Raw genomic sequence first — 24,452 nt, forward strand, 5'->3', positions numbered from 1 at the left:
TAGAATGCTTGAAATTAAACGGATAAATAGACAAATAAGCAAATAAATGAATGTTTGCTTGAATTAATGGATGAATAGAAATAAAAACGCTGGAAAAAATAAATAACTGGAAATAAGAAAACTTGAAGATGAACAAACGAGATATTTCACGCTTTGCGAGCGATACTCGTTATGAATAAAAGGATGAATAATGGTAGGAAAAATAGAATCTTTAAAAAACGAAAGAAGAAATTGATGAGCTATAGTATAACATAATCTTCCCTACAAATTCTCTTCGAATAAAAATTTTATAGGGAAGATTATTGCCATAAAAAATTTTAAAAAGCGGAAAAGGCTATGCTTCCGATTCCTTCTCTGCCAAAATCAGCTCCTTGGCATAGGGCAAGGTCTGAATCCAATCGCAGAAAGTATGCCATTCCTCCAGCTTATGGTTCTTTCTGGAAAAATACATATTAATAAGGCTCTCATAATTCATGGTACAGGTCCGCATTTGCTGATAAGAACTGGGAAGCAATTGGATAATAGTGTACCAGTCCTCCTTGTTTTTCTTCTCCAGAAAACGAAGACGAATACGTTCCAGATCCTCCACGGTTCTTTTCAAACTCTCCAGCCCTTCCTCTGTGAGATGGTCATGGGAAAAGTCCTCTATACTAAATTCCTTAGAATGAATTTTGTGCATGGTAGAGGTGGAATTTGCTACAGTTGCCACCTTATACGTGTCATACTCCTTCCACCAATAAAGAGGAGCCGTAATGTCCACGGAGACAAAGATTTGGCGGATAAACTTTCTATGATCGGAACCGGCCAGTCGTAAACGTCTTGCCAGATTCATGTCATTAGGTCCCAGCTGATAATTTCCTTCTTCATCATAATAAGAATCCGCTCTATCCCAGGAATTCATAGGATTTCTGGCACCTCTAATCGCATTTTCTATATTCATTACGGATGTTCTCTCACACTTTAACATAGCTCTTCCTTTCTCACGTAAAACTGATGGCAGTATAACATGGGACGTTTTTCTAAGCCAGCCTAATATAGCTTTTTAGAATACTTTTAGGCTTTTTTCCTTTGTAGCGCGATTACTCCGGACTTTCGCTTCCGTTATTTTTTTAGAACATTTTTCCTAAAAATCAAAGTTTTTCGCCCTATTCTTTAGCCTTTTTGAGCAAAACATGCTATACTATCCTACAGCATTTGGTTTTTTATACTTGAAGAATTATGGAGGTAGAACATGACAGTACCTGAGAGACTTTCCGCACTTAGAAAGATTATGAAGGAAAAGGGCATTACTATGCTGATTGTCCCCACCGCGGATTTCCATCAAAGCGAATATGTTGGAGAGCATTTTAAAGAGAGAATGTTTATCACCGGATTTACCGGTTCTGCCGGAACTGCTCTTATCGGTTTAGAGGAAGCAAGGCTTTGGACTGACGGTCGCTATTTTATCCAGGCTGCTAAGCAGTTGGAGGGAACCACCGTTCAGCTGATGAAGATGTTCGAGCCGGGAGTACCCAGTCTGGAAGCCTTCTTAGAGGAGCATTTGAAGGAGGGCGATACCCTTGCCTTTGACGGTCGTGCCGTATCCGTAGGAGAAGGGCAGGAATACGCTCGTATTGCCGAGAAAAAGAAAGCTAAGATTCTCTATGATGAGGACTTTGTAGATCCGGTTTGGAAGGATCGTCCGGCACTTTCCGAAGAGCCTGCCTTTGATCTGGATGAAAAATATGCCGGAGAAAGCGTAAGCAGTAAGATGGCTCGTATTCGTAAGGAAATGGAAGATGAGGGTTGCAATACCCATATCGTTTCCACCCTGGATGATACCTGCTGGACTCTGAATATCCGCGGTAATGATATCGAGTTCTTCCCTCTTGTTCTCAGCTATGCCATCATTCGCATGGACCGTTTCGACTTATACATTGATGAAAGAAAGCTGGACAAGGCTTTGCAGGAAAAGCTGGCTAAGGATGGCGTAGTGCTTCATCCCTACAATGCCATTTACGAGGATGTAAAAAAACTTTCCGACAAGGATATTGTTATGATTGACCCGAGCAAGTTAAACTATGCTCTCTTCAACAATATTCCCAAGTCTGTAAAGACCGTAGAAAAGAGAAATCCTGCCATCTTAATGAAGGCTATCAAGAATCCTGTTGAGATTGAAAATATTCGTAAAGCCCAGATTAAGGATAGCGTTGCACACCTTCGCTTTATGAAGTGGCTGAAGGAAAATATCGGCAAGATTAAGATTACAGAGATGTCTGCCGCAGCAAAGCTGGATGAGTTCCGTGCCGAAATGGGCAACTTTATTCGTCCAAGCTTCGAGCCCATTTCTTCCTTTGGTCCTCATTCCGCTATTGTGCACTACACCTCTTCTCCTGAAACCGATGTGGAATTCCATACCGGAACTCTGTACTTAAGCGATACCGGTGCAGGCTTCTATGAAGGTTCCACCGACATTACCAGAACCTTTGCTTTAGGAGAGGTTCCTCAGCAGATGAAAGATGATTTTACTTTGGTAGCTATCAGTAACTTACACCTTGCCAATGCGAAGTTCTTAGAGGGATGTAGCGGTTTAACTCTGGATATCCTCTGCCGTCAGCCATTCTGGGACAGAGACTTAAACTTCAACCATGGTACAGGACATGGCGTAGGATACCTTCTGAACATCCATGAAGGTCCTATGGGCTTCCGTTGGAAGTACCGTGCCGGAGAAGTGGAGGCTTTCCAGGAAGGTATGATTATTACCGATGAGCCGGGATTCTATATAGAAGGTTCCCACGGTATCCGCCTGGAAAATGAGCTTCTCGCCAGAAAGGGAGAGAAGAACGAGTATGGACAGTTCATGTATTTTGAAACCATTTCTCTGATTCCTTTCGATCTGGATGCCATCAATCCGGATATGTTGAATGCAGAGGATAAGAAGCTCTTAAACGACTACCATGCAAGAGTTTATGAGACCATTGCCCCACTTCTTAAGGAAGACGAGAAGGAATTCTTAAAGAAGTACACCAGAGCAATCTAATATATGCTTCTATATTAATATGAAGAGACTATAAAAAAGCGTCCCAAAAGAGAAGAAAAAAGTGTTCAGATGCAAATTGATCTGAACACTTTTTTGGTATAAGCAAATTATGCCTAAAAATATGAGTACTTATTCCGCTTGCTACATTTACAGGAAAAGGGACCATAAAGAATCAAAATAAATAGATTTTCGTCAATATAGGTCTGAATATGGGGTAGTCTGAGCCCGTCAGTACTTACTGAAAGCGAGCAACGCGAAGCTTGAAGTTAGTACTGATACGTGGCGAAGCTAGCGAGAGCGTGCCCCAGTTGCAGACCTATATTGTTAAGAAAACTATTTTGATTTTTATGATCCCTTTTTCTTATTTCACTACTTACTTATTAGACAAGTACTCGTGAATTCCCTTTGCTGCCGCTTTTCCTGCACCCATGGCCAGAATAACGGTTGCAGCGCCGGTTACCGCATCACCTCCGGCATAAACCGCTTGCTTGGTGGTTTCTCCGTTTTCTTCCTTAGCGATAATACATCCTCTTCTGTTGGTATCTAATCCCTTGGTAGTCTCGCTAATCAGAGGATTGGGGGATGTTCCTAAGGACATAATTACTGTATCACAGTCAATCACATATTCGGAACCGGGAATCTCTACCGGTCTTCTTCTTCCGGAAGAATCCGGCTCTCCAAGTTCCATCTTAATGACACGGATTCCGGTTACCCAGTCATTTTCATCCACAAGGATTTCTACCGGATTCTGTAAAAGGTCGAAGATAATTCCCTCTTCCTTGGCATGGTGTACTTCCTCCACTCTGGCAGGAAGCTCCGCCTCGGAACGACGATATACCACATGAACCTCTGCTCCTAATCGAAGAGCTGTTCTTGCAGCGTCCATGGCAACGTTACCGCCACCTACAACTACAACCTTCTTTCCGGCCTTCATAGGGGTATCTGAATCTTCTCTGTATGCCTTCATCAGGTTATTTCTGGTTAAGAACTCGTTAGCGGAGTAAACACCGTTAGCTGTCTCTCCGGGAATATTCATAAACTTCGGAAGTCCTGCACCTGTTCCTAAGAACACTGCATCAAAGCCCTCGTCCTCCAAAAGCTCATCCACGGTAATGGAGCGTCCTACGAAAACATTGGTGAGAATCTTTACCCCCAGCTTCCGTACATTCTCAATTTCCGGACCAACTACTCTGGTCTTGGGAAGACGGAACTCCGGAATACCGTACTGTAAAACTCCTCCCGGCTCGTGGAAGGCTTCGAAAATGGTTACATCATAACCTAATTTTGCCAAATCTCCCGCACAGGTTAAACCAGAGGGTCCTGCACCGATAACGGCTACTTTCTTGCCGTTGGGAGTTCCTGCTTTTGCTGCCACATAGTTGTGCTCTCTTGCCCAGTCCGCTACATAACGCTCCAGCTTTCCGATAGATACAGGCTCTCCCTTAATACCGCGGATACAAACGCCCTCACACTGGGTTTCCTGAGGACAAACTCTACCGCAAACTGCCGGTAATGCGGAGGATTCTGCAATAATGTCTGCAGCCTTCTCAATATTGCCTTCTTTAATCTGAGTAATAAAATCATTAATCTGAATAGAAACGGGACATCCTACTACACATTTCGGATTCTTACAGTTCAAACAACGGTCTGCCTCTTCCTTAGCCTCTGCATCGCTGTATCCCAAGCATACCTCTTCAAAGTTTTTTGCACGTACCTTCGGCTCCTGTTCTGCCACAGGAACCCTCTTCATCATATTTGCCATAATTTCCCTCCCTTAGTTGCAGTTTCCACATCCGCCATGGGACTTTTCTGCTTCCAAAAGTTCCAGTAATGCTTTACCTTCTTCGGCCTTATAGGTCTGCTGTCTCTTCATTGCCAGATTAAAATCTACCAAGTGTCCGTCAAACTCCGGTCCGTCCACACAAGCAAACTTTACCTGATCTCCGACAACCAAACGGCAAGCACCACACATTCCTGTTCCGTCAATCATAATGGGGTTCATGGAAACAATGGTGGGAATTCCTAATTCTTTTGTGGTAAGGGCAGCAAACTTCATCATGATTACCGGTCCGATGGCAATACAACGGGTATACTTCTTACCCTCTTCATTGACCAGCTTCTTCAACACATCAGTAACCACGCCCTTGGCTCCGTAAGAACCGTCATCCGTAGTAACATAAACATTCTTAGCTACAGAGCGAAGTTCTTCTTCCATAATCAGAAGATCCTTATTTCTGGCTCCAAGAATAACATCTGCTTCTATCCCTCTTTCGTGTAGCCACTTTACCTGAGGATATACCGGAGCAGCTCCCACTCCGCCGGCAATGAAAATCAGATTTTCCTTTTTTAACTCTTCCGGGCTTAATTCTACCAGTTCGGAAGGTCTGCCTAAGGGTCCTACAATATCTGTGAAGTAGTCTCCTACTTGCAGGTGACTAAACTTCTCTGTAGAAGCGCCTACAACCTGGAACACAATGGTAATGGTTCCCTTTTCCTTATCGTAGTCTGCAATGGTGAGGGGAATTCTTTCTCCCAACTCTCCCAGTTTTGCAATCATAAACTGGCCGGGCTCCGCCTTTCTTGCTACATAGGGCGCCTCCACGTCCATGAGCCAGTCCTTGTCAACGAGATGCTCAACTCTTGTGATCTTGTACATGCTCTCCTCCATGTTTCTTTCCTACGAAAAACAAGTTTCGTAGACCTGTTCTTTCTAATTATAGAATAGCAGAATTTCAGTAAAATTCATCTACAAAACAGCATTATGTTCACAGTACACAAAATCGAAACTTCTTTCTTGTGTATAGCAAAAAAGAAATGATGTTTTTTTCAGCAATTTTATTGTAGCAAATAAAATATTTTTTTCCTGTTTTTTATTTATGCAAAGCTTACTTTAATAAGCTAATTTCTCGGCAAAGTAAGACTGCAATTCACTGATAGGGATACGCACCTGCTCCATGCTGTCTCTTTCTCTTACGGTAACCGCATGATCCTCTTCGGACTGGAAATCATAGGTTACGCAATAAGGGGTTCCGATTTCATCCTGTCTTCTGTAACGCTTTCCAATATTTCCACGGTCATCGTACTCGCACATCCAATACTTGGACAATTCCTCATGAATCTTCTCTGCCCCTTCTCCCAGCTTCTTGGCAAGGGGAAGAACCCCAATCTTAATCGGAGCCAAAGCCGGATGGAAACGGAGGACAGTTCTTTCATCTCCTCCTTCCAATTCCTCCACATCATAAGCCGCACAAAGGAAAGCTAAGGTTACACGATCCGCTCCCAGAGAAGGCTCTACAACATAGGGAAGATAATGCTCATTGGTCTCGTCATCAAAATACTTCATGTCCTGACCGGAGACCTCTTCGTGACGGGATAAGTCATAATTGGTACGATCCGCAATTCCCCACAGCTCTCCCCAACCGAAGGGGAAAAGGAACTCTAAGTCTGTGGTAGCCTTGGAGTAGAAGGAAAGCTCTGCGGCCTCATGGTCTCTTGCCCGAAGCATTTCCGGCTTCATGCCTAAATTCAGAAGCCATTTCTGGCAATAATCCTTCCAATACCCGAACCACTCCAAGTCTGTGTCCGGTTTACAGAAGAATTCCAGCTCCATCTGTTCAAACTCTCTGGTACGGAAGGTAAAGTTTCCGGGGGTGATCTCATTTCGGAAGGACTTTCCGATCTGAGCAATTCCGAAAGGCAGCTTCTTTCGAGAGCTTCTCTGCACATTTTTAAAGTTTACAAAGATTCCCTGTGCGGTTTCCGGACGAAGGTAAACTGTGTTCTTTGCATCCTCCGTAACACCCTGGAAAGTCTTAAACATCAGGTTGAACTGACGGATAGGGGTGAAATTGTGCTTTCCGCAGCTGGGGCAGGGTACTTCGTGGGAGCTAATGAAGTTCTCCATCTCCTCCTTGGACCAGGCATCCACGGATCCCTCCAAAGGAATATTGTGACTTTCGCAGAAGTCTTCAATTACCTTGTCCGCACGAAAACGCTCACGACACTCTTTACAATCCATTAAAGGATCGGAAAAGCCTGCCAAATGTCCGGAAGCCACCCAGGTTTCCGGATTCATCAGGATGGCACAGTCAATACCTACATTATACTTGGATTCCTGCACGAACTTCTTCCACCAAGCCTTTTTGATATTGTTCTTTAACTCTACCCCTAAATTTCCATAGTCCCAGGTATTTGCAAGCCCACCATAAATTTCAGATCCCGGATATACAAATCCTCTGGTTTTTGCTAATGACACAATGGTGTCCATGGTATAATTTTTTGGCATTTTTCTCTCTCCAGTCTAATTCTGATTTCCCCAACGTTTCCTTTTACTTCTTCCATCCTACAAAGACTCTTCTCCTTATTCTTTGTAAAATTATCTGTTATTATACATCAAGCCGGAGGTCTTTGGAATATCCACAGTCCATCCCCGAGGAAACTTATTTAAATCCCCTATAAATAATGGCTTTTTTAAATATAAAATAGCTTTTTTAAATATAAAACAGGCCTGATGTTGGGGCACGAATGCCTCAATTTTCAGACCCGTCTTAGGGATATTCCCTGGATAATATTGCTTTTTCAGTCCTATTAAAGTTTAGGAGCCAAGACTTTTTAAGATTCGAAGGCTTTGAAATTGTTTGGGAAAGCTTTCTTTGCAAAGATAATCCACATTCCGGGAGAAGGATAGAAGGGTTCCCTCCTCCAGGGTAAAGGTATAGAGTCTTCCCAAGGGTACGGACAGGACATGATGCCAGGCCTCCTGCACCGACTTTCCGGAAGGTATTGGGGGCTCCTCCGTGTATTCCCCCTCCAGCATCAGCATACGAAGCTCAAAAATTCTCCTTACCAATTCATTTTTCAAGCCCTTATGTAAGAGTGCCTTTAAGGAAAGATAAAGAAGCTCCACCATTTGGGGAGCCTCCAGATTTTCCTGGGCCACCAGCTCAGCCAGCTCTAAAAAATAGGCGGCATAGCAGGCCTTTTCCAAATCCTTTGCAATCTCTTCAAAATAGGCATCTACCTCTACAGAACGAAGGGTGTATCCCGCCTTTCCTTCCCGTAAATGAAATTTTCCGAAGACAAAGCTACGGCTCCCTGCTAAAAGAGGAGAGTTGGGACGTTTTGCTCCGCTGGCCCAAACCGTCATTTTCCCCCTCTCCATAGTGAGAAGCTGTAATCGCTTGTCAAACTCCCGTAAGCTGTGCTCGGACAGCACCACCCCGTGAAGAACAATTTCCTCTTTCACTGACCCCTTCTACTTTCCTAATGGTACTTTTCCATTTCTAAACTGCTATTCCCAATCTTAGCTTCTACAAACAGAACTTTCTCGTTCCCAATCTTGGCTTCTATAAACGGAACCTTCTTGCACCCACAAAGCTCTACTTCTGCTCCCTATAACCGTATTCCCGTAGATAGGCCGGATTTTCCCGCCAGTCCTTTCGGACCTTTACAAAAAGCTGCAGATTTACCTTGGCCTCCAAAAGGCTTTCCATCTGAATTCTGGCACCGGTACCGATATTTTTCAGCATGGCGCCGCCCTTTCCGATAATGATTCCCTTGTGACTTTCCTTTTCACAGACAATGGTGGCCTTTACATCCCAGATACCGTTTTTTCTTTCTCGCATACTGTCCATCAGCACTGCAATGCCATGGGGAATTTCCTTATCCAGCTTATACAGAGCCTGCTCCCGAATCAGCTCTGCCGCAATTTCCCGCACCGGCTGATCCGTAATAGTCTCCTCATCGTAGTAACGAGGGCCATAGGGAAGCAAATCAAAAAGAATGTCCTTCAGCTCCTCCAAGCCCTGACTTTTATAGGCGGAAATTCCTACAATAGCAGCAAAGTCCAGTTCTTTCTCATAGTCTTCCTTCTTTTTCAGGAAAGCATCCTCGCCCCCCAGAAGGTCCAGTTTGTTTAAAACCAGAATAATCTTTCTTTTGCTATGCTTAAGAAGAGAAAGAATCTGCTCTTCCTTCTCCCCCTTTTGCTCGGTGGCATCCACAATATAGAGAACCAGATCTCCGTTTCCTAAAGCTTTTTCCGCCACGGATTCCATATATACGGATAGCTGATTTTTTGCCTTGTGAATTCCGGGAGTATCGTGAAAAACGATTTGCCCCCTCTCCTCATCATACACCGCCATAATTTGGTTTCTGGTGGTTTGGGGTTTTTTCGAAGTTATGGCCACCTTCTGACCAATCAAGGCATTGAGAAGAGTGGACTTTCCCGCATTGGGAAGCCCTACAATGGAAACAAAGCCGGATTTCACCGGTCCTTCCTCTACTTTTACTTCTTCGCCTCTTTCCTTGGCAAAAAAATCATCAATTACAGATCCCATCGCTTTACTCCCTTCCCTTTCAAAACAAAATCCCTATATTGTTTATCCCTTTCTATTAAATCTCTTCCAGACTTTCAAAAGCAGCTTTGGCCTTTTCCAGCTCACCCTTATTTCCAATGGCACAAAGTGCCTTTTCCTGGAATGCTCTCTTGATATAAGCAGAAAGATTTCGGATATCCTTCTCCTCCACATCTAAAAGTTCATCTCTTTCTCGCTGCAAGTCTTCCTTTGTAAGCTTGGAAAGATAACAACTTAATCCCAAAAGGAACTTGGTATAGGCGGACTTTGGCATATCCAATTCGGAGATGGCTCCAATAACATATTTGTTTAACTCCAGTTCTGTCGCCTTGAAGTTTTCCAGATACTCTGCCACCTTACGATATTGCTCCAAGGTTCTTTGCACATTGGGATCCCTGTAGGAAACCATAAAGCTTTCTCCGTTTCGTCCAAAACCGCACATCGCCCCATAGGCATTTCCCTGCTCCCGAATATTCTTCCAGAGGAAGTCGTAGGACAAAATCACCTTTAAAACCTTCAGGCTTCCGGTATAGGGGTAAGCTTCCCCTTGGAAGGAGCCTGCGGTCGCTACATAGTTCACCTGGGAAGTGGTACTGAAGGCTTCCCTTCGCTCTTTTTCCCCTGCAAATTTTGTTTCTCTCCAGTCTTCCATTTCCGGAAAACGTCTTCCCAAAAAATCTGTAAGCTCTTTCTTTTCCTTCTCGAAAATGCCGATATCTCCCCCTGCTGCAAGGAGCAATCTTTCTCCGCTAAAAATTTTCTTGGATAGGGCTGTAAGTTTTTCTCCTAAGGCCTTGGGATTCTTACGAAAATCCTCTTCCAGTTCTTCTAAGAAATGCAGATAGACAACCCCCTTAATCTGCTCCTGAAAATGAGAGCTTGGAGAGAAAGCCGACATGGCACGAGTCACCGCATAGCTGTGACCGGAACCCTCCAGGCGCATTCTTTCTCTTGACTTTGCTTCCAAAAGAATCTCGGAAAGACGCTTTTCCTCCTGATAAACCGTTCGAAACAGCATCTCCTCAAGATACTCTACCGCATTTTTTAATTCTCCATGTAAAAGCTTAAAGTCCAGAGCCAAGACACCGGTGTATCGATCCTTCTCCACAAAATCCGGGTAAGCTGTTAAATCCACACTAAAGCCTCCAGTATGAAGATAAATTTCAGAATTAAAATCCTGAAAACGATAATTTTCCGTATCCATATAGGCAAGACAGGTTTTTAAGAAGGAAAGATAGGACAGTTCCTCCTCACTCAGTCCGTCGGTATGGAATTGCAGACGAAGGTACAAAACCCCCTTAGACTCTCCGGGCACCAAAATCAACTTTCTGTTTCCAAGGCTTTCCTCCTGATAAGGGTAGGACTCCGCTTCCCGTTTGATATCCTTTCTGGAGAGTACCGGCAGAGTCTTTAAAGCTTCCTCAGTATTTTCTGTCTGCTGGTATAAAGTAAGTTCTTCTTTTACTTTTTTGATCTGTTCTTTTTCTTCCGGAGAAAATGCCTGCCATCTGGCCTGCAACTCCTCTGAAAGCTTCTCTTCCTTCTGCTCTGTCATCCCCTTCCTGGGTAATAAACGGAGGAGGGAAGAATGGGGATTGTTCAAGAAATTTTCCTTTAAGAGCTTTTCAAAATAGCCCTTTTCCACCTCTTCCATCAGTTCCTTATAAAGAGCCTCCGCTTCCAGATAAAGCCAGGGCTTTCCTCCGTAGAGCCAGGAATCCAAAGCATTTAAGCTGTAAACCAGTCCCTTAGGGGTACTGCCGTAATCCGCCTCCTTATACTGGAAAGCATCATGGTGAATAGCTGCCAAAATGGTCTTATGATCTAAACCATTTTCCGCGGCGTCCTGAAAGCAATCCTGAATCAGCTGTAAAAACTCTCCGGCTCTCTCTTCAGAAACATTCTTACTAATAACAGAAAAATAGTGCTGTAAAATACCGTCGGAATAGCCTCCGAAAACATCCTCTCCCAAGCCTGCTTCCAAAAGCTTTTGCTTTAATACCGCTCCGGGACCGGAAAGTAAGGCATGATCCAGATAAGAAAACGCCATGGACTTCTTCGCATCCTGCCCTGCATCCAAAACAAAGTTGTAAGAAAGATAAGCTTTATTTTCACTACTATCTTTCTCGGAAATAGGATAGTATTGGCTTTCCTCCACCATTTTTCCGAAGGGCTGCTGACGTGCGATTTCGGAGTTTGGAGAAATCCGTTCAAATTCTTGCAAATAGGCCTCATCAATCCAGTTCAGCTTCTCCTCCATATTCATATCTCCGTAAAGGATAATGAAGGAATTGGAGGGATGATAAAAGCGCTGATGGAAGGCCTTAAAGGCATCATACGTTAATTTCGGAATGTCCTCCGGGTCTCCCCCTGACTCATTGCCGTAGCTGGTATCCGGGAAAAGGGAATGGAAGGTATAGCGTTCCAGTACGGACTCCGGGTCGGAAAATGCGCCCCGCATCTCGTTATAGACTACACCGCTATAGCATAGCTTTCCCTCCTTATTCAGGGTATAGTGCCAGCCCTCCTGCAAAAATGTCCGGTAGTTTTCCAGACAGTTTGGATGAAAAACCGCATCCAAATATACATCCATAAGATTTTGGAAGTCCTTGTCATTCTGGGAGGCCACCGGATAAACGGTTTTGTCCGGATAGGTCATGGCGTTTAAAAAGGTCTTTAAAGAGCCCTTTACCAGCTCCACAAAGGGATCCTTTAAGGGGAACTTCTTAGAACCGCAAAGCACGGAATGCTCTGTAATGTGAGCTACTCCCGTGGAATCCTCCGCAGGGGTACGAAAGGCAATACTAAAGACCTTATTGTCATCCTTATTCTCTAAGCATAAAACCTTGGCACCGGTCTTCTTATGCTCATATACCCGGGCCATGGTTTCCAGCTCTTTAATCTCTTTTTCTTCTATAAACTGATATGCCTTCATCAAAATATCTATTCCTTTCTAAACTACCGAATTCTTCCCAGATCCGTCTACAGCTTACGATAAAGCCTGTTTACCTCTTATGGCAAAGCCTTTCTAAAGCTTATGGCAGAGCCTTTCTCCGAAGAGGAACAGTGCCTCCCGAAAGTAAAGATGCGGCCTAAGCGCAGGATCCTCTACCGAAGGAAAGCCCACAATGCTGACTTTCTGTAAAGCATCCACTTTCCCTTCTTCTCTCTGCTTTTTTAGAGCCTGTTCCGCAAAATGGCAGGCTCTGAACATCTGATACTGGGAGCTCACAATGCCGATTCCGATCTCTTTCTCGACTGAATCGTCTTTGATTTCCTGTCCTTCGGATGCCTCTGTTTTAAGCTCTTCCGCCGAATCAAAAATCTCATCCGAATCCAAGTCCTCTTCATAGTCCACAACTTGATTTTCCTGGGCTGCCAGTCTTCTCCGGACTTCTTCCCGACGCTTTTTGCGAAGATCCTCTTCTACCTCGGAGCCTTCCTGATTCTGCTCTCCTTGGAAAATGCTTTCTATTCCGTAGGAAAGCTTTTGCTCCGTAGTTTTCGAGTAAAACTCCATCAGCATAGCATCGGCGGGAATCCCCATCTTCAGCATACTTTGGTACATCACGCTGGCTTCCGCACTGGCACTGTTCCTTCCCTTACCACCGGAAAGTACAATCGTTGCGAAAGGATTCTCCTGATAGCATAAATCCACTCTTTCCAGGCGATTTTGAAGGAGTGGCGTAATCTTATTGTTTTCCAATTCCGAACCCACCACCAAAATATAAGAAAGGGGATCCTTCCACTGCCCGTAGTGATATTGGCTTAAATAACCGATAAGATAACTGAAAAGCAGGAAAAAAATGCAGTAACTGCTTAAGCCAAAAATTCTAAAGCGAAAAAACAAGGGATTTTTTCGTAAACGCTCCGGTGCCTTATAGACAAAGGCCATCAGGAGATGAATAGCTCCCAAAAGAAGCCAAATCCAAAGAAAGGAAAGATAGGAAGCGGTGGTCCATAAAAAGCCAAAGTAAAGAAAACATCCTAAGGCTAATATTAAAAATACAATTCCCATATCTTCTCCTTTCCCGGTTTTCTCCTGAAAATTCTTTCTCCTTTAGAAGACTTTTCTCCTTAATAGACTGTTCTCTTTAATAGACTATTCTCTTTAATGGAGTTTTCCCTCTAATAGATCTTTTTCTATTTGTCTTCGATTCTTCTTAATACATCCTGGGCTTCCGGAAGTACGGAAAAACGAATCTTTAAGTTCTGCTTGGAATGGGGACAGGACTCCAGACTTTCTCCGGTATCCGCATCCTCCATGGAAAGTACCTCTGTATCCAGATTATCCCCGTTTGGCTTCATAATGGAAATGCTTTCCCCTACAGAAAACTTATTTTTCTGCTGCAGGAAGGCAAACTCTCCCTCCACCTTCTCCACTGTTCCCAGATAAATAGCTCCTGCACTATAGCTGTTATTGCCATAAATCTGATCCTCTTCATCCGGTCTGCCATAGTAGAAGCCGGTGCTATAGTCTCTAAAGGTACATTTCCGGATTTCTTCCTCATAAATCGGAAGCTTTTCCTCATACTTCTTCGGATCCTCCAGATAATCCTGAATAGCCACCTTATAGGTTCTGGCCACGGTAGCCACATATAGCTCCGTCTTCATTCGCCCTTCAATCTTTAAAGAATCCACTCCCGCCTCAATCAGATCGGGAATATGACTAATCATATTCAGATCTTTGGAATTGAAAATGTAGGTTCCCCTATCATTTTCAAACACCGGATAATACTCTCCGGGACGCTTTTCTTCCATCAAAGAATACTTCCAACGACAGGGATGGGTACAGGCTCCCTGGTTAGCATCCCTTCCGGTGAAAAAGCTGGAAAGCAGGCAACGACCGGAATAGGACATACACATTGCCCCATGCACAAAGGCCTCGATTTCCATATCCTCCGGGATATGGTCTCTAATCTCCTTAATCTCTGCCAAGCTTAGCTCTCTCGCACAAACCACTCTCTTTACGCCCAGCTGATGCCAGAAGCGGAAGGTTTCATAGTTGGTATTGTTGGCCTGGGTGGAAATATGAATCTCCACTCCCGGCATCATTTCCTTTGCCAGAAGGAAGGCTCCCGGATCCGCAATCAATACCGCATCCATCCCCACTTCCTTTAATTCGGAAAAGTACTCCCGCATAGGCAGTAAATCCGCATTGTGGGCCAAAATATTGGCGGTGACATAGACCTTTACCCCTCTTTCATGGGCATAGTCCACCGCTTCCTTCATCTTCTCCAAGCTGAAGTTCTTGGCGTTTGCTCGGAGGGAAAATGCCTCTCCTCCCATATAGATGGCATCCGCCCCATAGTGAATGGCGGTTTTCAAGCCCTCCATGGACCCCGCCGGAATTAACAACTCCACTTTTCTCTTCATAATCCTACTTTCTACTCTATGTACTGATGAACTCTATGTACTAATGAACTCTTTGTACTGATTCTCTCTTTGTGCTGATTTTCTCTTTGCACCAATGAACTCAATGCACCAATCTTCCTACTGCTTCACTCTATGATTTCTTGACGGAAAGACTTACTCCGTCTCCAATAGGTAAAATGGAGGTCTCCAGACTTTCCTCCCTTTGCAGAAGTCTCAGGAACTCCCGCATCCGCTTGTGAATCGTTCTCTGTCTTCTTTCCAAATAAAAACGGCTCTCCAACAATAATTCTCCCTGGAGGATATTGTCACAAAAGAGTATACCACCGGGAGACAAGAGTTTCAAAATAGAAGGAAGCCAAAGAGGATATTGAGCCTTGGCAGCATCCAAAAATACAAAGGAAAACTGCTCTTTCTTTTCCAGAAGCTCCTCCAAAATCCTGCTTCCGTCCCCTTCCAGTAAGGTGATTTTATCCTGATAAGGACTTGCCCCGAAGTTCTGTTTTGCCTTTTCGATTCTGGGCGGAAAATTCTCCACCGTTACAATCTCCCCTTCTCCCCCTAAGGCATCCATCATCACCAGGGCGGAATAGCCTACAGCAGTCCCCAATTCCAAAATTTTAGGCTTTTTTTTCGTTTTCAAACAAACACGAAGAAGCGCTGCGGTTTCCTCCCGTAAAATAGGGACGGCCTCCGATAGCGCTTCCTTGCGAATCTCCTCCAGGAAAGCAGTTCTTTCCGGGAGGAAGGATTGTATAAATTGGCTGATTCTGTCTTTTTTATCCAAAGTACTTCCTATTCATTTTCATTTCCGCCACCGATTTCCTGTTCCTCTCGGCTTTCCTCGGTGCTCTGGTCTTCCGTCTCAGTAACTAAGTTTTTATCGCTTAATTCCTGATTCTTCTTTCCCTCCTCTGTAATACTGTCCAGCATTTCCACCTGGGTCATGGCTGTACTCAGAGTGTATTTTCCCGGAAGCAACTTACTGTGGTAAAGCTTGGCTTTCAGGGCAAAGGCCTGGGCGTTTTGAATAAGTCCCAAAGACTTGGCGTTTTCTCCCACTTCCTTCCAGGACTCCCCCTCCTGAATATCCAAGGTGATTTCCCTTCCCGGTGAGGCTTCCATGGCATGGTCGTACATAAGACCATGGCCATAACGATAGGCAACTTGTACCCCCTGCAAAATCAAAAACAAAAGAAATACGAGAAAAAGAAAGCGTACAGATACACTCATCAATATTTGGGTAAATGCCCTTAAGAAGCTTCTTTTCTCCATTTTCCGTTTATACCTCCATAATTACCGGTAAAATCACAGGATTTCTCTTAATCTTCTTCCAAAGGAAGTCGGACAGCCCATCCTTAATCTGGGTCTTAATCTTACCCCAGTCGCTGACATGGGTGCAAAGACAGTCATCCACCACATCCTGCACCGCCACTCTGGCTTCTTCCATTAAATCCTCAGACTCCCTCACGTAGACGAAGCCTCGTGAAATCAAATCCGGTCCTGCCATCAGATGTCCTGAATATTTTTCCAGGGTAAGAACCACCACAATGATTCCGTTCTGTGCCAGGTTCTGACGGTCTCTCAGCACAATATTTCCTACATCTCCGATGCCCAGTCCGTCCACATAAACACCGCCGGCCTGCACCTTTTCTTTGATGCTGTAGCTGACTTCTTCTCCATTCGCCGTGAACTCCAGTACATCACCGTTGTCCAGCATCAAGCACTTATCCTTATCTACACCGACAGATTCCGCCAGCGTTGCTGCAGATCTTCTATGATGAAATTCACCATGGAAGGGTACAGCATACTTGGGCTTTACCAGGGAGTACAAAAGCTTCAAATCCTCTGCGCAAGCATGTCCGGAAACGTGGGTATCCTGCATAATCACCTTAGCATGGAGCTTACAAAGTTCATTGACTACTCTATCTACCGCCCGCTCATTTCCGGGAATGGGGTGAGAAGACATAACCACCACATCATTGGGGCCAATGCTGACCTTCCTATGCATACCGCTGGCCATACGGGAAAGAGCCGCCATAGACTCTCCCTGAGAACCGGTGGTAATCAGAACAGTCTGCTCATCCGGATAATCCTTTAAGTTTTCAATGTCAATGAGGGTACCTTCCGGGATATGGATATATTCCAGCTCTGAAGCTACGGAGATAACATTCACCATGGAACGTCCCTCCACTACAACCTTTCTCTTATACTTTGCGGCAGTGTCGATAATCTGCTGCACACGATCCACATTGGAGGCAAAGGTTGCCACAATAATTCTGCTATTCTGATGCTCTGCAAAAATCAAATCAAAGGTTCTTCCCACTGTCTTTTCAGACATGGTGAATCCGGGCTTTTGAGAGTTGGTGGAATCGGAAAGCATAGCCAGAACGCCGTTCTTTCCCAGTTCTGCAAAGCGCTGTAAATCTATCTGATCCCCAAAAACAGGGGTGTAATCCACTTTAAAGTCTCCGGTATGGATAATCACACCGGCAGGAGTGGTAATCGCCAAGGCAGCCGCATCCTGAATAGAGTGGTTGGTCTTTACGAATTCCACCTTTAAATCTCCGAAGTTCACGGTTTGACCGAACTTCATGGTCTTCATCTTCACCAGCTTATCCAAGCCGTTTTCCACAAGCTTCCGCTGAATCAAAGCCAGGGTGAGCTTTGTGGCATAAATCGGCACATTAATCTGCTGTAATACATAGGGCAACGCTCCGATATGGTCCTCATGGCCATGGGTAATCACAAAGCCCTTCATCTTATGAATCTTGGACTTGATGTAGCTGATATCCGGAATAACCAAATCAATTCCCAACATATCGTCTGTAGGGAAGGCCAATCCGCAGTCCACGATAATCATGGTATCCTCTGTCTCAATGGCAGTGATGTTCATACCGATTTGATCCAGTCCTCCCAAGGGAATTACCTTCACAGAGCCCTGAAAACTGTGCTTGGGCTTTCTTCCCTTTGCCTTACTCTCCGATACCTCCATGGTTCCGGTGAGCAATGGGAAATGCTCCGGACTGTAAACCGGCTTATCCTCCTCCCTGCTTCTGGGTCTTAATGGATTTTTTCTTGGGGTTGGCACGTTCATCATCCTGCTTTCCTGCTTCGCCGTTGCTCTGGCATTGGCTGTTCTGTAATTTCTCTTCCCATCAGTATTTTTAGATTTTCCAATTTGACTCTTATGAACGTTTACGATACGATGAGCCCCTTCTACCTTCTTCTTTTCACTGTTGTTGCTATTTCCGTTATTTCCTTCTTTCATTCTATTCCTTTCTTAGTCTATATTCATTTGTATTTATGTATGTTTCTTTGCATTTGTATTTTTTTCTTACCCTTTTCCTTCGGGTATTCCCTTGCCCTAACTAAAGAGGAGTTCCAATCCCGATTCCGTCTTCCTATGGCACCGTCTTTCTATGGCTCTATCTTTCTATGGTAATATCTTCTCCGGAAAGCAGCTCTGCGAAAATATCCATAATGCGTTCCGCCTCTTCTCCCTCCGCAAAACTGAAGTCCGCTTCTTCGTCCTCAGGCGCGGATGTGTCCTTCATCACATAGCAAACGCCGTCTTCCCCTTCTTTGGCATCGGTAACCAAAATATAGGTCACCCCCTGTACCACAGTCTCCTCCAAAATCTCCAACTCTAAATCATCTTCTTCTGAACGTAAACGAATTCTTCCGCCTTCCATTTTACCCTTCCTCTCTGTTTCGAAGGTAATCCTCTAAAATTACCTGAGCAGCTACCTGATCTAAAACTTCCTTTTGTCTATCTTTGGGCACTCCGTTTTCTCGCAAAATTTCTTCCGCTTCCATGGTACTGAGCCTTTCATCATACAAATGTATGGGAAGCTCTATTTTTTTCTTAAGCATTTCCTGAAAGGCCAGAACCCGTTCTACCCTTTCTCCTTCACTACCGTCCATGTGGCAGGGATAACCCAGAACCAACTCTTCCACCTGATATTCCTTGCAAGTTTCCTGAATTTCTTCTACGGTCTTTCGTAATTTTCCTTCTCTTTCCCGCCAAATGGTTTTAAGAGGCTGAACAATGATACCCAAAGGATCAGTAATGGCGAGCCCCACTGTTTTGGATCCGTAATCTAATGCTAAAATCCGCATACTACTCCTACTGAAACTGAAGAAAAGGTCTCTCCGGAACTCCAGACAGACCAAAAAAGCTTATGACTTTTTTAATTTACTCTCTACATAATTCCGCATCAACTCTTCCAGGAGTTCATCCCGCTCTACCTTATTAATCAGGCTTCTCGCCCCCTTATAGCTGGTAATATAGGTAGGATCTCCGGACATAATGTACCCCACTATCTGGTTAATAGGGTTATAGCCCTTCTCTGTCAACGCTGTATAAACTTCCTTTAATACCTCTGATGCCGCCAAACTGTTCTGCACCGGTTTAATAATCTGGGTATGGTTCATCTCATTATTCATAAAAACACGTCCCTCTCAAAACTTGCCTTATTCTATCTCATTTTTATTGTTTTCGCAAGTCCGCTTTCCTTACTTTCTTTTTACAGTCCCCATGATTTCCTACACAATATGACGACAAAAAAAGGCCAAAGAATAAGTTCTTTAGCCTCTTTTTCCTATCCCTGCATCAATGTATTTTTCGGAAAGTATCGATGCATTAGGGAAATTTTCTATTAGCCCTGGAATTTTGCTGCGGATTCTCCTGCAATTTTTCCAAAGACAGTAAAGTCTGCAACAGCATTTCCGCCTAAACGGTTAGCCCCATGTACTCCTCCGGTAACTTCTCCTGCCGCAAAAAGTCCGGGAATTGCATTGCCGTTCTTGTCCAAAACCTCGGTGACTTCATTGATGCGAAGTCCTCCCATGGTGTGATGTACGCCGGGAGTTACCTTAATGGCATAGAAAGGTGCTGTATCCAGTGGGTCCGCAAAGCTGGTTCTTCCGAATGCGCTATCCTCTTTCTTTGCTACACTTTCGTTCCACTCAGTAATGGTCTTTTCAAAGGCATCCTCAGGAACCCCCATAGCCTTGGCAAGGCTCTTGGTATCTTCACCGGTCACGGTATAGCCGGATTTAATATATCCCTGAATAACAGCGGATTTCTCCACCATCTTATTATCAAGCACCAGATAAACCTGAGAATTAGTCTGTTCTATCTCCGCCTTGGATACCGCATCTCTGGTTCCTACCTCGTCGGTAAAACGAAGACCTTCCTGGTTCACTAAAATAGCACCGTCTCCTCGCAAGCCCTCTGTAATAAGATGAGCATCGTTTGTGGTTACTGTAGGATGAATCTGAATCTGATCCATATCTACAGTGTCCGCTCCCAAGGCTTCCGCCATGGTGATTCCCTGTCCCAAAGCACCGGGTGCATTTGTGGACATATAGCCCTTTAAGCTTGGCTGGTACTTTTCCACCATCTCCTTATTAGCTGCAAAACCGCCGGTAGCTACAATAACCACAGGAGCTTTAACCTCTACGGAGTTGCCGGAGCTGCCCTTAGCCTTTACACCGGAAATCTTGCCATCCTCTGACTTGGTAATTTCCTCCGCGGTTACGGAAGTCAGTAAGGTAATCTTATCCCGTTTTTTCAGATTCTCCTCTAAAATAGGAATCATGTAAGAACCGACTGCAATAACCTTTCCATTCTCATCCACAGGACGGTGAATTCTCTTTACGGAAGCTCCTCCAAAGGAACCTACATTATGAATAGTCATTCCTAATTTTTCAAGATAATCAATAGCCGGACCGGATTGTTCGGCCAATACCTTGACCAAAGTAGGATTGTTCTTGCCCTTTCCTCCCACCATGGTATCCAATTCCATCAACTCTACGGAATCAAAATATCCTTCCGGATTGGCCTGATAAGCGGCGTATTGTTCCTTTACCTTGGCAGCTAAGGCGGTAATGGTTTCATTGTCACTGTACTTTTCCGCAGCTGTTGCCAGAGTTTTCTCTACTCCTGCTCCTTCTTCAAAGGTATTCTCGTTCTGCCACTTGGTTGCTGCCGCATTCATACCTCCGGTTGCACGGATAGAGTTTCCTCCCACCATGGCCTGGCTTTCCAAAATCACAACAGATTTTCCCAAATCCGCTGCAGTAATAGCAGAAATCATTCCTGCCCCGCCGGCACCGATAACCACCACATCCGCTTCCAGATTCTGGTCCTTCTCCGGCTCTGCTTTGCTGCTTCCACCGCTGGGAGTACTAAACTTATCTGTAGAGAAGCCCATTTCCTTAATAGCCTGCTCTACACCGGTACGGAGAGCCGTGCTGGATACGGTTGCACCTGCAATACCGTCCACGTTAAAGCTTTGCTGTTCCACCATTAAAGCCGGAAGAGCTTCCACTGCTTTACTTCCGATACCCTGGGTTTCAGAATTGCTTAAGACATTTACCCCATATAGTTTATCCGCATCTGCGGTGACCTCCAATGTCATGTCTCCTCCGAAACCGGCTACTGTAACCTTCTGTGTCTTTGCCGTATCCGGAGCATCCACCTTTCTTGCCTGTTCTGTATTCCAAGAACGAATCCCTAAAATCACAGCGCAGAGAATACCGGCGAAAATCACCAAGTAAGATAAAAATTTCTCGTTTTTCATACTGCTCCTCTACTCCTAAAAAACTCCTACTCTTGCATCGTTATATTTATAACATAAATCTTTCTATTTTGACTATTAGCAAAAACTCGCGGAAAAAACCATATTTTCCGCGAGTTTCTATCAATTTTTACAAATTTACAATATATAGGCAAGAATACAGTTCTTTTAAGCCTTTTTCTCCTCTACAAACTGTAAAAGAAGCTTTTCGGAGCGATCTACAAATTGCTTCATTTCTTCTCCGTTTAGACTGGCATTTTGAATGCGGGCAAGATCGTAAATCTGCTCTTCAAGAAGCTTTCCTTCCTCTGTTTCCAAAAGCCCCTCATGCTTTAAAAGATAATCCACTAAAGGATGCTTTTCATTTAACACCAGACTCTCCTCCAGTGGAAGCTCTCCCATGGGCATGCCGGAAATGGCATACATTTTCATCATCTCCTGCATTCTTCTGGATTCCTCGGAAATAGACAGTAGTGCAGCCGGTGTATTTGACAGCAGTCTTTCCAGTTTAATCTTCAACTTATCCTTAGCAAGATTCTTTTGGAAGCTCTTTTCCAATTTTTCTGAGAGACTATGAAGATTTTTCTGTTCCTCCTCGGAAAGCTTCTCCTGCATAGCCTCCTGGAAGTCCGCATCGATTCTTTGGAAACGAAGCCCTTCATTTTTCGCCTCTAATTCAGTAATAAATGCGGAATCGATTCTTTCCGTAAGATATACCGCTTCCTTCTTATGCTCTTTAAAAATACGAATATACTGACTCTGGGCCAAGGCATCAGAAACATAGTAGACTCTTTGGACCTTTTCCTCCTGTTTTTCCCCATCCCCGGACTGTGTCTCTGAGCCGCTTTCCTTTGTATTTTCATCGGAAGCCTGCTTATCTTTCTGCTGACTCTCTTCAGAACTCTTATTCTCGGCATTCTCTGAAGCTCCTTCTGAATCGTCCTTCTTCTCTTTAAGCTCCGGTAAAGTCAGATACTTATCCTCCAGATCCTTAAACAGGATATAGTCCTTCATTTTCTCTGCAAATTTCTCATCTCTAAGAATACCGTACTTGATAAAGGGAGAAATATCGTCCCAATACTTCTCATAATTCTCCCGATCCGTCTTGCATAAACCGGAAAGCTTCTCAGCTACCTTTTTCGTAATGTAATCGGAAATCTTCTTGACAAACCCGTCATTTTGCAGCTGAGAACGAGATACATTCAACGGAAGATCCGGACAGTCAATTACACCCTTTAAAAGAAGCAGATACTCGGGGATTACCTCTTTAATGTTATCCGCAATAAAGACCTGATTGTTATAAAGCTTAATTGTGCCCTCAATGGATTCGTATTCAGAATTAATCTTTGGGAAATACAGAATTCCCTTTAAATGATAGGGATAATCCATATTTAAATGAATCCAGAACAAAGGCTCCTTATAATCATGGAAGGTCTTCCGATAAAAATCCAAATACTGCTCTTTCGTCACTGTGGAAGGAGACTCTCCCCAAAGCGGATGGATTTCATTTAAGAGTACAGGACGCTTTTCAATCTTCAGCCTTGCCTCCGTTTTTTTCTCCTCGCCCTTCTCGTCCTTTTCCAGCTTCTCCGGAATCTCTTCCAAGACAAGATCCTCCGGAAGCTTTTCAGATGCCAAAATTTCCTGGCTGTCCTTAGGAAGCTTCTCCAGATAAATTTCAACCGGCATAAAGGAACAATACTTCTCAATAATGGAACGCATTTCCCATTCATTGGCATACTTTAAACAGTCATTATTCAAATGAAGAGTAATCTCCGTACCGTGAGAAGACTTACTGCCCTCCGTCATGCTGTAGTCCGTACCGTCATCACAGGACCAATGAACAGGCTTCGCATCTTTTTTATAGGAAAGGGTTTCAATTTCCACCCGATCCGCTACCATAAATGCAGAATAAAATCCAAGACCGAAATGCCCAATAATCTGATCGCTGTTAGCTTTATCCTTGTATTTTTCGATAAAATCCGCTGCACCGGAGAAAGCAATCTGGGTAATATACTTCTCAACTTCTTCCTCCGTCATGCCAATACCGTTATCTTTAAAGCAAATGGTTTTTGCATCAGGATTCACAATAACGCTTACCCGACCTTTATAGTCTGCCGGCTTCTCCCATTCGGAAATCAGAGCAAGCTTTTCCAGCTTGGTTACCGCATCGGTAGCATTGGAAATCTGTTCACGAACAAAAATATCCTGATCGCTATACATCCATTTCTTGATAATGGGAAAAATATTCTCACTATGAATTGATAAAGATCCCTTTTTTTCCATAAAAATACCTCTCTTCTACTATATAAAATTTAATTAGATAAACCTTATGTCTCCTATACCTCTTTCGGAGTATCAAACAAAAATAGTATAGCACAATTATTAGCACTCATCAAGTATAAGTGCTAATAATTCATCTCTTCATTTTTTCCATATGCATTTTCTCTATAGTTTTTAGAGTTTCATTCTTTATCTATTTAAGCACTATAAAATCAATCACTATATTCGCTACAAGATAAACCGGATTCACAAAATCAAACTGATAAACGAGATATCGCACGCTTTGCGCACGATACTCGTTATGAATAAAAAAAAGAACAATGCAATGCATTGTTCTGCATGGAACCGCAGGGACTCGAACCCTGGACCGATCGGTTATGAGCCGAGTGCTCTAACCAACTGAGCTACGGTTCCGTAAATGATTATAAGAAAATCTATCCTTTTTAGCAAGTTGTTAAGAAATCTATAAGTAATAAAAAGTGTATGCTTGCTAAATGAAATACCACCTATCTAATATTATCTTATGAGATAGAAAAAGCCTAAGCTACGCTTAGGCTTAAGCCGATATTCGGACTCGAACCGAAGACCTACTGATTACAAATCAGTTGCTCTACCAACTGAGCTATATCGGCATACCTGCAAACCACATATCTTAGATTATTCTTCCTAGACTTTAGACAAAAACCAGACGCATTGGATAAGCCCTCGACCTATTAGTAACTGTCAGCTGAATGTATTGCTACACTTACACCTCAGTCCTATCTACCTCGTTCTCTTCAAGGGGTCTTACTCTTGCGATGGGATATCTCATCTTGAGGTTGGCTTCACGCTTAG

Annotated in this window: 18 protein-coding genes, 2 tRNA genes and 1 rRNA gene; 1 reads left to right on the top strand and 20 read right to left on the bottom strand. The window is 43.9% G+C overall.

What is annotated here, in order from left to right; translation table 11 throughout:
* Positions 1 to 334 precede the first annotated feature (334 nt).
* Positions 335 to 967, bottom strand: a complete 633-nt coding sequence (locus HNQ46_RS04380) for a hypothetical protein (protein ID WP_183683352.1) — start codon at positions 965 to 967, stop codon at positions 335 to 337.
* 264 nt (positions 968 to 1,231) lie between these two features.
* On the opposite strand from HNQ46_RS04380, the gene HNQ46_RS04385 reads away from it, so the two are divergent.
* A complete protein-coding gene (locus tag HNQ46_RS04385) occupies positions 1,232 to 3,019 on the top strand; it encodes an aminopeptidase P family N-terminal domain-containing protein (RefSeq protein ID WP_183683354.1) in 1,788 nt (595 codons plus the stop codon).
* Between the two features lie 373 nt (positions 3,020 to 3,392).
* On the opposite strand, the gene gltA is transcribed toward HNQ46_RS04385, so the two are convergent.
* The 19 genes from gltA to HNQ46_RS12375 all read right to left on the bottom strand — a co-directional run.
* On the bottom strand, positions 3,393 to 4,781 hold the full coding sequence (gene gltA, locus HNQ46_RS04390; RefSeq protein WP_183683356.1) for an NADPH-dependent glutamate synthase: 1,389 nt from the start codon (positions 4,779 to 4,781) through the stop codon (positions 3,393 to 3,395).
* A gap of 12 nt (positions 4,782 to 4,793) precedes the next feature.
* Entirely contained in the window at positions 4,794 to 5,675 is an 882-nt protein-coding gene (locus tag HNQ46_RS04395) for a sulfide/dihydroorotate dehydrogenase-like FAD/NAD-binding protein (RefSeq protein ID WP_183683358.1), read from the bottom strand.
* Between the two features lie 234 nt (positions 5,676 to 5,909).
* Positions 5,910 to 7,304: a glycine--tRNA ligase gene (locus tag HNQ46_RS04400; RefSeq protein ID WP_183683360.1), complete on the bottom strand. Its 1,395-nt coding sequence runs from the start codon at positions 7,302 to 7,304 to the stop codon at positions 5,910 to 5,912.
* Between the two features lie 309 nt (positions 7,305 to 7,613).
* Positions 7,614 to 8,264, bottom strand: coding sequence for a DNA repair protein RecO (gene recO / locus HNQ46_RS04405; protein ID WP_183683362.1), 651 nt, complete (start codon positions 8,262 to 8,264; stop codon positions 7,614 to 7,616).
* Positions 8,265 to 8,397: 133 nt separating this feature from the next.
* Positions 8,398 to 9,357, bottom strand: a complete 960-nt coding sequence (era, locus tag HNQ46_RS04410; protein WP_007158024.1) for a GTPase Era — start codon at positions 9,355 to 9,357, stop codon at positions 8,398 to 8,400.
* Between the two features lie 55 nt (positions 9,358 to 9,412).
* The gene (locus HNQ46_RS04415; protein ID WP_183683389.1) at positions 9,413 to 12,310 is read right to left on the bottom strand and encodes an insulinase family protein; all 2,898 of its coding nucleotides are present in this window, start codon (positions 12,308 to 12,310) and stop codon (positions 9,413 to 9,415) included.
* A 93-nt stretch (positions 12,311 to 12,403) separates the two neighbouring features.
* Positions 12,404 to 13,393, bottom strand: a complete 990-nt coding sequence (locus HNQ46_RS04420; RefSeq protein ID WP_183683364.1) for a YdcF family protein — start codon at positions 13,391 to 13,393, stop codon at positions 12,404 to 12,406.
* Positions 13,394 to 13,518: 125 nt separating this feature from the next.
* Complete coding sequence (locus HNQ46_RS04425; RefSeq protein WP_183683366.1) at positions 13,519 to 14,751, bottom strand: peptidase U32 family protein; 1,233 nt, start codon at positions 14,749 to 14,751, stop codon at positions 13,519 to 13,521.
* Between the two features lie 130 nt (positions 14,752 to 14,881).
* Positions 14,882 to 15,535: an O-methyltransferase gene (locus tag HNQ46_RS04430; RefSeq protein WP_183683368.1), complete on the bottom strand. Its 654-nt coding sequence runs from the start codon at positions 15,533 to 15,535 to the stop codon at positions 14,882 to 14,884.
* Positions 15,536 to 15,543: 8 nt separating this feature from the next.
* Positions 15,544 to 16,023: an endolytic transglycosylase MltG gene (locus HNQ46_RS04435; protein ID WP_183683369.1), complete on the bottom strand. Its 480-nt coding sequence runs from the start codon at positions 16,021 to 16,023 to the stop codon at positions 15,544 to 15,546.
* Between the two features lie 7 nt (positions 16,024 to 16,030).
* Positions 16,031 to 18,019: a ribonuclease J gene (locus HNQ46_RS04440; RefSeq protein WP_007158030.1), complete on the bottom strand. Its 1,989-nt coding sequence runs from the start codon at positions 18,017 to 18,019 to the stop codon at positions 16,031 to 16,033.
* A gap of 157 nt (positions 18,020 to 18,176) precedes the next feature.
* Positions 18,177 to 18,443 carry a DUF1292 domain-containing protein gene (locus HNQ46_RS04445; RefSeq protein ID WP_007158032.1) on the bottom strand — a complete coding sequence of 89 codons (267 nt, stop codon included), beginning with the start codon at positions 18,441 to 18,443 and terminating at the stop codon, positions 18,177 to 18,179.
* 1 nt (position 18,444) lies between these two features.
* Complete coding sequence (gene ruvX / locus HNQ46_RS04450; protein WP_007158033.1) at positions 18,445 to 18,870, bottom strand: Holliday junction resolvase RuvX; 426 nt, start codon at positions 18,868 to 18,870, stop codon at positions 18,445 to 18,447.
* 60 nt (positions 18,871 to 18,930) lie between these two features.
* On the bottom strand, positions 18,931 to 19,197 hold the full coding sequence (locus tag HNQ46_RS04455) for an IreB family regulatory phosphoprotein (protein WP_007158034.1): 267 nt from the start codon (positions 19,195 to 19,197) through the stop codon (positions 18,931 to 18,933).
* A 212-nt stretch (positions 19,198 to 19,409) separates the two neighbouring features.
* Positions 19,410 to 21,338 (bottom strand): flavocytochrome c, encoded by a 1,929-nt coding sequence (locus tag HNQ46_RS04460; protein WP_183683371.1) that lies wholly within the window; start codon positions 21,336 to 21,338, stop codon positions 19,410 to 19,412.
* A gap of 165 nt (positions 21,339 to 21,503) precedes the next feature.
* Complete coding sequence (htpG, locus tag HNQ46_RS04465; protein WP_183683373.1) at positions 21,504 to 23,621, bottom strand: molecular chaperone HtpG; 2,118 nt, start codon at positions 23,619 to 23,621, stop codon at positions 21,504 to 21,506.
* 337 nt (positions 23,622 to 23,958) lie between these two features.
* A tRNA-Ile gene (locus tag HNQ46_RS04470) sits at positions 23,959 to 24,032 on the bottom strand.
* Between the two features lie 145 nt (positions 24,033 to 24,177).
* Positions 24,178 to 24,250 (bottom strand) — tRNA-Thr (locus HNQ46_RS04475).
* Positions 24,251 to 24,311: 61 nt separating this feature from the next.
* Positions 24,312 to 24,452 (bottom strand): 23S ribosomal RNA (locus tag HNQ46_RS12375); the annotation flags it as partial.

The sequence above is a fragment of the Oribacterium sinus genome (assembly GCF_014202695.1).
GTDB lineage: Bacteria > Bacillota > Clostridia > Lachnospirales > Lachnospiraceae > Oribacterium > Oribacterium sinus.

Excerpts from the sequence above, each read along its gene's own strand:
- ruvX (WP_007158033.1), bottom strand. The coding sequence starts at position 18,870 with ATGCGGATTTTAGCATTAGATTACGGATCCAAAACAGTGGGGCTCGCC.
- HNQ46_RS04425 (WP_183683366.1), bottom strand. The coding sequence starts at position 14,751 with ATGAAGAGAAAAGTGGAGTTGTTAATTCCGGCGGGGTCCATGGAGGGC.
- htpG (WP_183683373.1), bottom strand. The coding sequence starts at position 23,621 with ATGGAAAAAAAGGGATCTTTATCAATTCATAGTGAGAATATTTTTCCC.
- HNQ46_RS04445 (WP_007158032.1), bottom strand. The coding sequence starts at position 18,443 with ATGGAAGGCGGAAGAATTCGTTTACGTTCAGAAGAAGATGATTTAGAG.
- gltA (WP_183683356.1), bottom strand. The coding sequence starts at position 4,781 with ATGGCAAATATGATGAAGAGGGTTCCTGTGGCAGAACAGGAGCCGAAG.
- HNQ46_RS04435 (WP_183683369.1), bottom strand. The coding sequence starts at position 16,023 with ATGGAGAAAAGAAGCTTCTTAAGGGCATTTACCCAAATATTGATGAGT.
- HNQ46_RS04440 (WP_007158030.1), bottom strand. The coding sequence starts at position 18,019 with ATGAAAGAAGGAAATAACGGAAATAGCAACAACAGTGAAAAGAAGAAG.
- HNQ46_RS04455 (WP_007158034.1), bottom strand. The coding sequence starts at position 19,197 with ATGAATAATGAGATGAACCATACCCAGATTATTAAACCGGTGCAGAAC.
- era (WP_007158024.1), bottom strand. The coding sequence starts at position 9,357 with ATGGGATCTGTAATTGATGATTTTTTTGCCAAGGAAAGAGGCGAAGAA.
- HNQ46_RS04395 (WP_183683358.1), bottom strand. The coding sequence starts at position 5,675 with ATGTACAAGATCACAAGAGTTGAGCATCTCGTTGACAAGGACTGGCTC.
- HNQ46_RS04420 (WP_183683364.1), bottom strand. The coding sequence starts at position 13,393 with ATGGGAATTGTATTTTTAATATTAGCCTTAGGATGTTTTCTTTACTTT.
- HNQ46_RS04415 (WP_183683389.1), bottom strand. The coding sequence starts at position 12,310 with ATGAAGGCATATCAGTTTATAGAAGAAAAAGAGATTAAAGAGCTGGAA.
- HNQ46_RS04385 (WP_183683354.1), top strand. The coding sequence starts at position 1,232 with ATGACAGTACCTGAGAGACTTTCCGCACTTAGAAAGATTATGAAGGAA.
- HNQ46_RS04380 (WP_183683352.1), bottom strand. The coding sequence starts at position 967 with ATGTTAAAGTGTGAGAGAACATCCGTAATGAATATAGAAAATGCGATT.
- HNQ46_RS04400 (WP_183683360.1), bottom strand. The coding sequence starts at position 7,304 with ATGCCAAAAAATTATACCATGGACACCATTGTGTCATTAGCAAAAACC.
- HNQ46_RS04460 (WP_183683371.1), bottom strand. The coding sequence starts at position 21,338 with ATGAAAAACGAGAAATTTTTATCTTACTTGGTGATTTTCGCCGGTATT.